Source organism: Kitasatospora sp. RG8 (genome assembly GCF_017813315.1).
In the GTDB taxonomy this organism is placed as follows: domain Bacteria; phylum Actinomycetota; class Actinomycetes; order Streptomycetales; family Streptomycetaceae; genus Kitasatospora.
Genome location: NZ_JAGIYX010000046.1, coordinates 39,051 through 50,758, shown reverse-complemented (window position 1 = coordinate 50,758; position 11,708 = coordinate 39,051). Strand labels below are relative to the sequence as shown.

The window sequence follows — 11,708 nt, the reverse complement described above, 5'->3', positions numbered from 1 at the left end:
CGCCGGTGCCGGCCGTGCCGCCGGTCGCCGCCGCCGCGGAGCTGGCCGCCGCCGTGGCGGTGGTGCCCGCGCCGCCGGCGCCCGCCGCGGCCGGGTCGGCCGGATCGGCGTTGTCCGGCCCACAGGCCGTCAGCAGCATCGCGAGCGCCGCGACCGGGAGACCGGCGCGCAGGACCTTCTGGGTGTTCGTCAAGATGTGTTCCCCGTTGGATGATGTCGTCGATGCGGCGCTCCGGATCAGGTCCGGGCGCCGCCTCTGGCTCGGACGAGGACAATAGCGGGTCGGTTCCCGGGGCGGGGAAAGCCGGGTGGGGCGGGAGGGGTTGCCGTGGTCGTCGCCGTACTCGGAGCGGTGCTGGCGGGCCTGCTGGTGGCGCCGGCGCTGCGCGGGCTGGTGCTGCGGTACGCGGTGCCCGAGGGAGAGCCGTGGTGCACCGCATGTCCGTCCTGCGCAAGGGAGTTGCGCGGACTGCCGCCGACCGGGCGCTGCCCGGGCTGCCGGGAACGGCTGGGCGGCCCGCGGGCCTGGCTGGTGGAGGCGGTCACCGCCGCCGCGGCCGCGGCCGCACTGAGTGCGGCCCACCCGGGTGACGCCCTGCTCCTGCTCTGGGCGGCCGGGCCCGGCGTGGTGCTCGGCTTCACCGACGCCCGGGTGCACCGGCTGCCGTACCCGCTGAGCTGGACGCTGACGGCCGGTCTGGCGCTGCTGCTGGTGGTGCTGGAGCTGGCGGACGGCCGCCCGGGCGCGCTGCTGCGCTGCCTGCTGGTGGCGCTGGCCGCCGCCGCGCTCTTCGAACTGCCCTCCTGGTTCGGCCTGATGGGCGAGGGGGACACCGTACTGGCGCTCGGCCTCGGCGCGTTGCTCGGCCGGTACGGCTGGGCCGCCGCCTTCACCGGGCTGTTCGTGGCCATGGCGCTCGCCGGGCTCTGGGGGGTGGTCAGGGCCGTCGCGGCCCTGGTCCGGCGGCGCCCGGTGCGCGGGCTGGAACTGCCGATGGGCCCGTTCCTGCTGCTCGGCACGCTGGCCACGGTGCTGCTGCAGTAGGCCGGGTGCGGGTGCGAGCAACGGTGTGGGCGCGGAGAACGCGAACGGGCCCGTCGTACCGGTCGGGTACGACGGGCCCGTCCACGGCGCGCAGGCCCCACCCTCAAGGGGCGCCGCGCCGTGGCCCGTCACGGGACTCCGGCCCGCCCCCGGGGCGGACGGCGGGAGTCCGGCGACGGGCCGGGGGAGTTACGGCATCTGGTGGACGAACGGGCCGACCGCGTTGGAGAACGCGTTCCCGTTGTTGGCGTCCCAGTTGGTGGACCAGGTCATCGCGCCGCGGATGGTGGGCCACTTGGCCGGCGGGACGAAGCTGCCGCAGTTCTTGCCGGTGGCCAGGCAGTCGAGCGCGTTGTTCACCACGGTCGGCGAGACGTAGCCGCCGCCGGCCGCCTTGCTGGACGCCGGGACGCCGATGCCGACCTGGTCGGGCCGCAGGCCGCCCTGGATGTGGGTGCAGACCTGCGAGGTGATGAAGTCGATGGTGCCCTGGTTGTAGACCTTGCCGTCGCAGCCGTTCATGCCGCCCGAGTTGTAGAACTGGGTGTTGACGACGGTCAGGATGTCCTTGGTGTTCAGCGCCAGCTGGAAGTAGGCACCGGCGGTGCTGTACATCCCGATGGTCTCCGGGGCCATCGTCAGGATGAAGTTCGGGCCGACCTTGGCCTGGAGGCTGTGCAGCGCGTTGCCGAGGTACGTCGCGTTGACGCCGTTCTCCAGGTCGACGTCGATGCCGTCGAAGCCGTAGTCCTTGATGATCGCGTAGGCCGTGTCGACGAAGGCCTGTGCGGCGGCGGCGTCGTTGACGCTGATCGCGCCGTTCTGGCCGCCGATGGAGAGGATGACCTTCTTGCCGGCCGCGCGCTTCGCGTTCAGGTCGGCGCGGAACTGCGCGTCGGTGTAGCCGCCGAGGGCCTTGGAGAGCGCCGGGTCGAGCGTGAAGCTGATCGCGCCGGTCCTGGTCGGCACGGCGTCGGCGAAGGAGACCGCGATGATGTCGTACGCGCTCTGGACGTCGCCGAGCTTCTGGACGGTCGCGCCGTTGTCGAAGTTGTGCCAGTAGCCGGTCACCACGTGCTTGGGCAGGCCGGTGACGGGCGGCTGGGTGCTGGTCGCGGTGGCCGTGGGGGTCGGCGTCGCGGTCTGGGTCGGGGTGGCGGTCGCCGTCGGGGTCGCGGTGGCCGTGGGGGAGGCGGTCGCGGTCGGCGAGGCGGTGGCCGTGGCGGTCGCGGTGGGGGTGGGCGTCGCGGTCGGGCTCGGGGTGGATGTGCCGCCCGGGCCGCTCAGCACGACGTCGTCCGCGAGGTAGGCGCTCTGGCCGTACCAGCCGTGCAGGTACAGCGTGATGCTGGTGACGTTGGCGCCGGTGGTGAAGGTGGAGGAGAGCTGGTTCCAGCTGCTCTGGTTGGACCACGAGCTCGGGTCGGTGCCGCCGGTGCCGCGCGCGCCGAGGTAGACGTACGGGCCCTGGACCCAGGCGCTCAGGCTGTAGCTGGTGTTGGGCAGCACGCTGACGGTCTGGGTGCACTCGGCGGTGTCCCCGGCGCCCGGGGTGGCCTGGAGCGCGCCGCTGCCGGAGTGGACCGGGGTGGAGACGGTGGTGGCGGCTCCGGTGCACGACCAGCCGGCGAGTGAGCCGGAGTCGAAGCCGCCGTTGGCGACCAGGTTCCCGGCGGCCGCGTTGGCGCCGCCGGCGAAGAGGGCCAGACCGCTGCCGGCGAGGGCGAGGGCGGTGGCGCCGGCGGCGAGGGCCGGAAGGGTGCTGCGCCGGCGCTTGTGCGCGGGCTGGTTCAGCGTACGGGCCATGGAGGTGCGCTCCTGGGGGGAGGAGCGGCCGCCGCGGTGGGGGGCGCGGCGGCCGCGTGTGGGGGAGGGGAGGTCCGCAGTACTGCCTCGGGTGGGGCGGCGGTTCGGTGCTTGTTCCGCCCTGGGTCAAAAGCTGGACTAGACCATTGGCGGTCGTCAAGCATCGATCGTCGGCTTACGGATTCCTTAAGGAATCGGATACCGTTCCGTAGCCGTCGACCCGGCGGCCGCCCGGCGTTCCGGCGGGCGCCTTCCGGCCACCCTCGCCGCGCCGGTCGCAACAGGCTCAGCACAGGACCGTGACCGGACCGCTACCTGCGGCTTTACCCAGCGCGTCCGCGCGGGAGTAGGCTGCGCCGGGGGTTGTGACGCACCCCGGTGAAGAGTTACGGAGGGGCCGAAAACCATGGGTCTGCGCGATGTCGTCGAACGCACGCCGGGTCTGCGCACCCTGCTGGACGGTATGTACGGCCTCTACGGGCGCCGGGTCGAGGTCCACCTCGCCCGCACCCCGCACCACATCGGCGTGATCCTCGACGGCAACCGCCGTTGGGCCAAGGCGACCGGCGGTTCCACCGCCTACGGCCACCAGCGCGGCGCCGACAAGATCAGCGAGTTCCTGGGCTGGTGCGACGAGACGCACGTCAAGGTCGTCACGCTCTGGATGCTCTCCACCGACAACCTCTCCCGGCCGGCGGACGAGCTGGTCCCGCTGCTCGGCATCATCGAGGACGCCGTCACCGGCCTGGCCGCCGCCCGCCGCTGGAAGGTCAACCCGGTCGGCGCGCTCGACCTCCTGCCGCAGCACACCGCGGACGTGCTCAAGCGGGCCGCCGAGGAGACCGCCGGGATCGAGGGCATCACCGTCAACGTGGCGGTCGGCTACGGCGGCCGGCACGAGATCGCCGACGCCGTCCGCTCGCTGCTCCAGGAGCACGCCGGGCGCGGCACCTCGATCGAGGAGCTGGCCGAGATCCTCGACGTCGAGCACATCGCCGAGCACCTCTACACCAAGGGCCAGCCCGATCCGGACCTGGTCATCCGCACCTCGGGCGAGCAGCGGCTCTCCGGCTTCCTGCTCTGGCAGAGCGCGCACAGCGAGTTCTACTTCTGCGAGGCGTACTGGCCGGCCTTCCGCAAGGTCGACTTCCTGCGGGCGCTGCGCGCGTACGAGGAGCGGCACCGGCGGATGGGGCTCTGACCCTGCCGCGGCCCTGGCGTGACCCCGGCTCGGCTCCGGTGTGACCCTGGCCCGGCCCTGGCGTGACCCCGGCTCGGCTCCGGCGTGACCCTGGCCCGACCGCGCTCTGGACGTGCCCCGTCCTCCGGGCCTTCGCGGGAGCCGCCGGCCGGTCGCCGTGCCGTCGGGCCGGGGCACCGCGCCGTCGGGCCGGGCGCCGATTCGCCGGGCCGCCGCGCGACTGCCCCGTAGGAGCTGGCCTACCCGGGCCCGGGGCGAGGCCAAACGTTCACCGGCAATGATCCGTCAGTTCGCCGAGGACGCGAATGCACCGCCCCTCGCCTGGGAATACTCCGGTCAGACCGGCCCCGAGGCCACCGGGGCAGCGGGGGCCGGCTTGCCGCGGATGACGCAGGGTCATCCGCCCTGGAGGCCTAGTGGTCAGTTCCAAGAGCCGCCGGACACCAGACCGGCGCACGTACGTTCTCGACACCAGCGTGCTCCTGGCGGACCCGCTCGCCATGACCCGCTTCGAGGAGCACGAGGTCGTCCTGCCGGTGGTCGTGGTCACCGAGCTGGAGGCCAAGCGGCACCATCCGGAGCTGGGCTACTTCGCCCGGCAGGCGCTGCGACTGCTCGACGACTACCGCATCCGGTTCGGCCGGCTCGACGAGCCGATCCCGGTCGGCGAACTCGGCGGCACCATCCGGGTCGAGCTCAACCACTCCGACCTGTCGATACTGCCGGTCGGCTACCGGGCCGGCGGCGGCGAGGCGGACACCCGGATCCTGGCGGTCGCCCGCAACCTTCAGGCCGAGGGGTACGACGTCACCGTCGTCTCCAAGGACCTCCCGCTGCGGATCAAGGCCAGCTCGGTCGGCCTGCTCGCCGAGGAGTACCGGGCCGAGCTGGCGGTCACCTCGGGCTGGACGGGCATGTCCGAACTGCACGTCCCGGCCGACGACGTGGACGCGTTGTTCGCGGCCGGCCACGACGCAGCGGTGGACATCGAGGGGGCCGCCGAGCTGCCCGTCCACACCGGACTGGTGCTCAGCTCCGAGCGGGGCCGTGCGCTCGGCCGCGTCACCGGTGACGGCAGGGTCCGGCTGGTGCGCGGTGAGCGCGAGGCGTTCGGCCTGCGCGGGCGCAGCGCCGAGCAGCGGGTCGCGCTGGACCTGCTGCTCGACCCGGAGGTGGGCATCGTCTCGATGGGCGGGCGGGCCGGTACCGGGAAGTCCGCGCTGGCCCTCTGTGCCGGGCTGGAGGCGGTGCTGGAGCGGGGGCAGCACCGCAAGGTGATGGTCTTCCGGCCGCTGTACGCGGTCGGCGGCCAGGAGCTCGGCTACCTGCCGGGCTCCGAGACGGAGAAGATGAGCCCCTGGGCGCAGGCGGTCTTCGACACCCTCTCCGCCGTCACCACGCCGGACGTGATCGAGGAGGTCATCTCGCGGGGGATGCTGGAGGTCCTGCCGCTGACCCACATCCGCGGGCGCTCGCTGCACGACGCCTTCGTGATCGTGGACGAGGCGCAGTCGCTGGAGCGCAACGTCCTGCTGACGGTGCTGTCCCGGATCGGCCAGGGCTCGCGGGTGGTGCTCACCCACGACGTGGCACAGCGGGACAACCTCCGGGTCGGCCGGTACGACGGCGTGGTGGCGGTGGTGGAGAAGCTGAAGGGGCATCCGCTGTTCGCGCACATCACGCTCACCCGGTCCGAGCGTTCGCCGATCGCGGCGCTGGTCACGGAGATGCTGGAGGACATCCAGCCGTGATCCGTCCGACCGGGACATAGTCGGACAATACGGTCAATTCCGGGCGTGGGGCCCGCTCCTGACGGGGCGGGCCCCCGTCCCTTTCATCACATCGAGTGCTTTCTGTCCGGAGAACTCCGGTGCGGTGAATGTGAGATGCGCCACGCAACTGGGAATTGCGTCGACAGTGCCCGGTGCGGCATGGTGAGGGTTCTGTCAGGCCCCGCGTACGGCGCGACAGGGCTTCCGGGCAACCGGTGGTCAGGTCCGGATGGTCCGCCAACTCCGGTAGGTGGACGCACAATTGAACACCGATGAGCCGTACGCCGCCCGATTTAAACGCCTGGTCGCCTCACCTCGGCCGGCGCCGGGTCAGTACCTCCCGTGACCAGCACCGTACGGAGGGCAGTGCCAAGGGGCATGTTGCGTCCGCACGGTCACGCGTGGGCGATGCTGGAAGGAATCCATGTGACTCGGATCTCGGTCCGGGGAGTTGCTGTGGCCTCCGCCACCGCCGTCACCGCTGTCGGTGCCGTCGTTGGTATGGCCTCGGGCAGCGAGGGCAAGACGACGCAGACGGTCGATGTCGCCGGCGCGACCCTGCTTGCCGAAGTCCCCTCTGGCGCCCAGGCGCAGACCATCAGCGACAACATCGGCACCCAGGCCTCCGCCCAGCAGGCCGCCGCCGACGCCGCCGCCAAGGCCGCGGCAGAGCAGAAGGCTGCCGAGGAGGCCGCGCGCCAGAAGGCCGCCGCCGACGCACAGGCCAAGGCCGACGCGCAGGCGAAGGCCGATGCGGAGAAGGCCGCCAAGGCCGCCGAGGAGAAGCGCAAGGCCGACGAGGCCGCTGCCAACCGCTCCAAGGCCCGCTCGGCGATGGCCGCCACCGACACGTCGGCCCCGCCGGTCTCGGTCAGCCCGGGCTCGGTCCAGGCGCTCGCCCAGCAGATCGTCGGCAACGACGCCCAGTTCCAGTGCTTCAGTCAGATCGTGAAGCGCGAGAGCGGTTGGGACTACACCGCCACCAACAAGAGCTCCGGCGCCTACGGCCTGGTCCAGGCGCTGCCCGGCTCCAAGATGTCCTCGGTGGGCGCCGACTGGCGCACCAACCCGGCGACGCAGATCCAGTGGGGCCTGAACTACATGAACAGCCGCTACGGCAGCCCCTGTGGCGCCTGGTCGTTCTGGCAGTCGCACCAGTGGTACTAGAACGCCGGTAGCCGGTAGCGGAGATCCGCTACCGCGACCGCTGTCCGACGCAGCCCCCGACCGCTCGATCCGCGGCCGGGGGCTGCGTCGCGTTCCCGTGCTCCGGCGCGGGCGGGCCGCGCCGCCCGGGCTGCGCTGACCAGTGCGCTCGCGGGCGGTGCGGTCCTGGGTGCGGACGCGGGGCGCGGGAAGGGGTCCTGGTTGCTTCCTGCACCGGCCGGTCCGCCGACAGATGGCTCCGGTTCTCGTCCGGACTCCTCCCCGCTGTCCGACGCCTGAAACCCACCGGATCAGGCCGCTTTGTCCCGGTACGGGGCCGTACTGCGGGGCCGCTTCGGTCGTTCGCACCGGTACCGGCCGCGGCCAACCGGGCCGCCCGCCGAACTCGCCGCGCACCGGGCGGGTAGTTTCATTCCTGACGGCCGTGGCGGGACACGGCGTACCGCCGGGCACGGCGGCCCAGCGGTGAGCGGTGGTAGTGACGATGGCACGGGGCGGGAAGGCCTTCAAGGCCATGGCCAAGGGGGCGGCCGTGGTGGCAAGTGCGGTCGCCGTGATCGAACGGCGTCGGCGCGCCGCGATCGCGGCCGACTTCCACGAGCCGCCGATCGAGGTGCCGCCGATGCCCGCGCCGGCGGCCGTACCGGCCGCACTGCCGTCGCCCCGCGAGGAGGCCGCCACTCCGGCACGGGCCGCCTCCGCGGCGCACGCAGCGCCGGCTCCGGCGGCGCTGCCCACCCACGGGGCGTTCGGCCGCGAACTCCACCCCGGACGGCCCGCCACCCCGGCCGAGGCCGTGCCGTGGGGCCTGCGGGTGGCCGCCGAGTCGACCTGGCGGCTGCTGCTGCTCGGCGCCGCGCTCTACGTCGTCTTCACGGTCGTCGACATGCTGCGGCTGGTGGCGTTCGCCGTCCTGGCCTCGCTCCTGATCTCCGCGCTGCTGGAGCCCAGCGTCTCCTGGCTGCGCCGGCACGGCGTACCGCGCTCGCTGGCCGCCGGCGGGGTGTTCATGAGCGGCCTGGCCGGGATCGGCCTGGTCGGCTGGTTCGTCGTCTGGCAGGTGACCACCAACCTGTCCACCGTCACCACCAAGGTCCAGGCGGGTGTCGACCAGCTCCGGGACTGGCTGATCACCGGCCCGCTGCACCTGACCCAGCAGCAGATCACCGACTTCGCCAACCAGATCACCAAGGCGATCAGCACCAACACCGAGCAGATCACCTCGGCCAGCCTCACCGGCGCGCAGATCGCCGTCGAGGTGCTCACCGCCGTGCTGCTCGCTTTCTTCACCACCTTCTTCTTCCTCTACGACGGCGAGCGGATCTGGAACTGGGCGCTGCGCGGCCTGCCCCGGCACTCCCGCTACGCGATGGCCGGGGCCGGACCCAAGGCCTGGGCGACCCTCACCGCGTACGTCCGCGGCACCGTCTGCGTGGCCTTCATCGACGCGGTCTGCATCGGCATAGGCATCCAGCTGCTCGGCGTGCCGATGGCGCTGCCGCTCGCGGTGATCATCTTCCTGGGCGCCTTCGTCCCGCTGGTCGGCGCGCTGGTCACCGGGACGGTCGCGGTCCTGATCGCGCTGGTCACCACGACCCCGTGGACCGCGCTGATGGTGCTGGTGGTGCTGGTCGCCGTCCAGCAGCTGGAGGGCCACATCCTGCAGCCGCTGATCCTCGGTCGGGCCGTCCGCGTCCACCCGCTGGGCGTGGTCCTCGGTGTGGCCGCCGGCTCCATCATCGGCGGCATCGGCGGCGCCATCGTCGCCGTCCCGCTGATCGCGGTCACCAACACCGTGGTCACCCACCTGCGCCGCCGCAACGAGGCCGGCCAGGCCGTCTTCACCGCCCTCGAAGCGGCTCGTGAGGCCGCCGTGGCGCGGGCGGGGCACGCCGAGGCCCCGGCCCCGGCGCCGGCCGTCGACTAGCTAGGCGAGAGCGGCGATGCCGAGGTAGGGGAGCACCGGCGCGGCCACGGCGCCCAACAGGGCCGCCTGACCGGTCAGGGCGATCCGCACCACCCGGGCCCAGTCGCGGGCGGGGGTGAGGGCCATCACCGCCCATGCGCAGAGCCCGGCGAGCAGCGGGCCGGCCAGCGGGGACAGCGCCAACGCGACGGAGTATCCGCCGTCGCCGAAGCCGGCCACCGCGATGGTGATCGCCAGCCACCCGGCGACCGTGATCGTGACCAGGCCCCAGGTGATCAGCGCAACGGTCGGCCAGACCGAGTGCGGTGGCGGTTGCCTGAGATCGGCCATGCGTCGTCCCCCCAGAGTTGATCTTCCTCTCCCAGGACGCCGCACCGGGCCGGCACGGTTCCGGCGCAAAACGCCGACGGGCCCCGGTCCGGACCGTTGGGTCCGGGCCGGGGCCCGCTGGGTGTGGTCCGGGCCCGTCAGACGGTGACGGTGGCCAGGGCGGCCTCGGAGTCGAGGACGCCGGCGACGGCCTGGAGCACGGCGGCGATCTTGATCGAGGTCTGGATGACCTCGCGCTCGACGCCGGCCTTGCGGAGCACGGCCTCGTGCGAGTCGAGGCACTGGCCGCAGCCGTTGATGGCGGAGACCGCGAAGCACCAGAGCTCGAAGTCGATCTTCTCGACGCCCGGAGTGCCGATGATGTTCATCCGCAGGCCGGCCCGCATGCTGCTGTACTCCTTGTCGGAGAGCAGGTGCGTGGTCCGGTAGTAGACGTTGTTCATCCCCATGATCGCGGCCGCGCCCTTGGCGGCGTTGTACGCCTCCGGGGAGAGGTTGGCCTTGGCCTCGGGCTCCAGCTCACGCAGCACCGCGGCGCTGCGGGTGGCCATCGCGCAGGAGAGCACGGTGCCCCAGAGCTGCTGGGCGGGGAGGTCGGAGTTGCCGATGACCGCGCTCAGGTTGAGCTTGAGGTCCTTGGCGTAGTCCGGGAGGGCGGACTTCAGGTCGTCGAGGGCCATGGTGGTCAGCCCGCCAGCAGGGCCTGGGCGTCGAGGGTGTCCTCGCCCTTGGTCCAGTTGCACGGGCACAGCTCGTCGGTCTGCAGGGCGTCGAGCACCCGCAGGACCTCCTTGGGGTTACGGCCGACGGAGCCGGCGGTCACCATGACGAACTGGATCTCGTTGTTCGGGTCGACGATGAACACCGCGCGCTGGGCGGTGCCGTCGGCGGCCTCGACGCCGCAGGCGCGCATCAGGTCGTGCTTGACGTCGGCCAGCATCGGGAACGGCAGGTCGCGCAGGTCCTTGTGGTCCTTGCGCCAGGCGTGGTGCACGAACTCGGAGTCGCCGGAGACGCCGAGGATCTGGGCGTCACGGTCGGCGAACTCCTCGTTCAGCTTGCCGAACGCGGCGATCTCGGTCGGGCAGACGAAGGTGAAGTCCATCGGCCAGAAGAAGACGATCTTCCACTTGCCCTCGTAGGACTTGTGGTTGATCTCGGCGAAGGCGTTCGCGGCGTCCAGGTCGACGCAGGCGTTGAGTTCGAACTCGGGGAACTTGTCACCGATCGTGAGCACGTTCGCTTCTCCTGAAGTGAGACTGAGGGGAGTTTGTCCGGATTGCGGACACGTCCCACGATTCCACATCGTGGACTGATCAGGGAAATAGCTAGACTCGATGTGTCTGATCGGAGAGAGCTATCAATATCCCCACGCCCCCCTCCCGCCCCAGGCCCCGCAGGGCCGTCGCGTCCAAACCCGAGACCCCTGTGGCAAGCGCCACAGTCCGCGGGCCGCGCACGCCGACGGTCGCGCAGCTCAGGGCCTTCGTCGCGGTGGCCGAGCACCGGCACTTCCGGGAGGCGGCGGCGGCCACCGGGACCAGTCAGCCGGCGCTGTCGGGGGCGGTCGCGGCGCTGGAGGAGTCGCTCGGCGCGCAGTTGGTCGAGCGTACGACGCGCAAGGTGATCGTCACTCCATTGGGGGAGCGCGTGCTCGACCATGCGCGCCGGGTGCTGGCTTCCCTGCAGTCGCTCACCGAGGAGGTCGAGGCCGCCCGCCGGCCGTTCACCGGCCCGCTGCACCTCGGCGTCATCCCGACCGTCGCCCCGTACCTGCTGCCGGACGTGCTGCGCCTGGTCCGCGACCGCTACCCCGAGCTGGAGCTGCACGTCCACGAGGAGCGCACGCCCTCGCTGCTGGAGGGGCTGGCCGGCGGACGGCTCGACGTCCTGCTGCTCGCACTGCCGGCCGGCGGCGGCTCGCCGACCCGGGACATCCCGCTGTTCGACGAGGACTTCGTCCTGGTCACCCCGCCCGACCACCCGCTCGCCGGGCGGGTCGACGTCCCCCGGGACGTGCTGCTCGACCTGGACGTGCTGCTGCTGGAGGAGGGGCACTGTCTGCGCGACCAGGCCCTCGACATCTGCCGCGAGGTCGGCGCCGATCAGGCCGGCGGCTCCACCACCCGGGCGGCCGGCCTCTCCACCCTGGTCCAGCTGGTCGCCGGGGGCCTCGGCGTCACCCTGCTGCCCGCCACCGCGCTGGACGTCGAGGCGGGCCGCACCGACCGGCTGGCCGCCGTCCGCTTCGCCGCCCCCGCGCCGGGCCGCCGGATCGGGCTCGCCACCCGGCCGGGTTCGGCCCGCAGTGCCGAGTACGACCGCTTCGCCGCTTCGCTGCGCGAGGTGCTGGCGGAGCTGCCGGTCCGGATCGTCGGGTCGTAGCGGCGCCTGCCCCCCGCGTGGCCGCCCCGGTTCGGGGCGCGGGCGGCCGTCCAGAGGTGGGCGCGTGCCGCCCGC

Annotated in this window: 10 protein-coding genes and 1 pseudogene; 6 read left to right on the top strand and 5 right to left on the bottom strand. The window is 72.5% G+C overall.

Features of this window, described 5'->3' with window-relative positions; translation table 11 throughout:
- A pseudogene (locus J5Y04_RS38530) lies at positions 1–193 on the bottom strand (hypothetical protein); the annotation flags it as partial.
- Between the two features lie 135 nt (positions 194–328).
- Between J5Y04_RS38530 and J5Y04_RS38525 the strand changes: the two are divergent.
- The gene (locus J5Y04_RS38525; protein ID WP_209417191.1) at positions 329–1,045 is read left to right on the top strand and encodes a prepilin peptidase; all 717 of its coding nucleotides are present in this window, start codon (positions 329–331) and stop codon (positions 1,043–1,045) included.
- 189 nt (positions 1,046–1,234) lie between these two features.
- Here J5Y04_RS38525 and J5Y04_RS38520 read toward each other — a convergent pair whose 3' ends face one another.
- Entirely contained in the window at positions 1,235–2,851 is a 1,617-nt protein-coding gene (locus tag J5Y04_RS38520) for a chitinase (protein ID WP_209417190.1), read from the bottom strand.
- Positions 2,852–3,257: 406 nt separating this feature from the next.
- On the opposite strand from J5Y04_RS38520, the gene J5Y04_RS38515 reads away from it, so the two are divergent.
- The 4 genes from J5Y04_RS38515 to J5Y04_RS38500 all read left to right on the top strand — a co-directional run bounded on the left by J5Y04_RS38515 (position 3,258) and on the right by J5Y04_RS38500 (position 8,918).
- Positions 3,258–4,052, top strand: a complete 795-nt coding sequence (locus J5Y04_RS38515; protein ID WP_209417189.1) for an isoprenyl transferase — start codon at positions 3,258–3,260, stop codon at positions 4,050–4,052.
- Between the two features lie 416 nt (positions 4,053–4,468).
- Positions 4,469–5,803, top strand: a complete 1,335-nt coding sequence (locus J5Y04_RS38510) for a PhoH family protein (RefSeq protein ID WP_209417188.1) — start codon at positions 4,469–4,471, stop codon at positions 5,801–5,803.
- A gap of 447 nt (positions 5,804–6,250) precedes the next feature.
- On the top strand, positions 6,251–6,991 hold the full coding sequence (locus J5Y04_RS38505) for a transglycosylase SLT domain-containing protein (RefSeq protein ID WP_307853525.1): 741 nt from the start codon (positions 6,251–6,253) through the stop codon (positions 6,989–6,991).
- 484 nt (positions 6,992–7,475) lie between these two features.
- On the top strand, positions 7,476–8,918 hold the full coding sequence (locus J5Y04_RS38500; RefSeq protein ID WP_209417186.1) for an AI-2E family transporter: 1,443 nt from the start codon (positions 7,476–7,478) through the stop codon (positions 8,916–8,918).
- Here J5Y04_RS38500 and J5Y04_RS38495 read toward each other — a convergent pair whose 3' ends face one another.
- The 3 genes from J5Y04_RS38495 to J5Y04_RS38485 form a co-directional block, all read right to left on the bottom strand.
- Positions 8,919–9,248: a hypothetical protein gene (locus tag J5Y04_RS38495; RefSeq protein ID WP_209417185.1), complete on the bottom strand. Its 330-nt coding sequence runs from the start codon at positions 9,246–9,248 to the stop codon at positions 8,919–8,921. It lies immediately after the preceding gene.
- A gap of 137 nt (positions 9,249–9,385) precedes the next feature.
- Positions 9,386–9,928 carry an alkyl hydroperoxide reductase gene (locus tag J5Y04_RS38490; protein ID WP_148643115.1) on the bottom strand — a complete coding sequence of 181 codons (543 nt, stop codon included), beginning with the start codon at positions 9,926–9,928 and terminating at the stop codon, positions 9,386–9,388.
- 5 nt (positions 9,929–9,933) lie between these two features.
- The gene (locus tag J5Y04_RS38485) at positions 9,934–10,485 is read right to left on the bottom strand and encodes a peroxiredoxin (protein WP_148643114.1); all 552 of its coding nucleotides are present in this window, start codon (positions 10,483–10,485) and stop codon (positions 9,934–9,936) included.
- Positions 10,486–10,676: 191 nt separating this feature from the next.
- Between J5Y04_RS38485 and J5Y04_RS38480 the strand changes: the two genes are divergently transcribed.
- The gene (locus tag J5Y04_RS38480; RefSeq protein ID WP_307853524.1) at positions 10,677–11,633 is read left to right on the top strand and encodes a LysR substrate-binding domain-containing protein; all 957 of its coding nucleotides are present in this window, start codon (positions 10,677–10,679) and stop codon (positions 11,631–11,633) included.
- The last annotated feature ends 75 nt before the right edge of the window (positions 11,634–11,708 follow it).

Excerpts from the sequence above, each read along its gene's own strand:
- J5Y04_RS38520 (WP_209417190.1), bottom strand. The coding sequence starts at position 2,851 with ATGGCCCGTACGCTGAACCAGCCCGCGCACAAGCGCCGGCGCAGCACC.
- J5Y04_RS38515 (WP_209417189.1), top strand. The coding sequence starts at position 3,258 with ATGGGTCTGCGCGATGTCGTCGAACGCACGCCGGGTCTGCGCACCCTG.
- J5Y04_RS38500 (WP_209417186.1), top strand. The coding sequence starts at position 7,476 with ATGGCACGGGGCGGGAAGGCCTTCAAGGCCATGGCCAAGGGGGCGGCC.
- J5Y04_RS38495 (WP_209417185.1), bottom strand. The coding sequence starts at position 9,248 with ATGGCCGATCTCAGGCAACCGCCACCGCACTCGGTCTGGCCGACCGTT.
- J5Y04_RS38490 (WP_148643115.1), bottom strand. The coding sequence starts at position 9,928 with ATGGCCCTCGACGACCTGAAGTCCGCCCTCCCGGACTACGCCAAGGAC.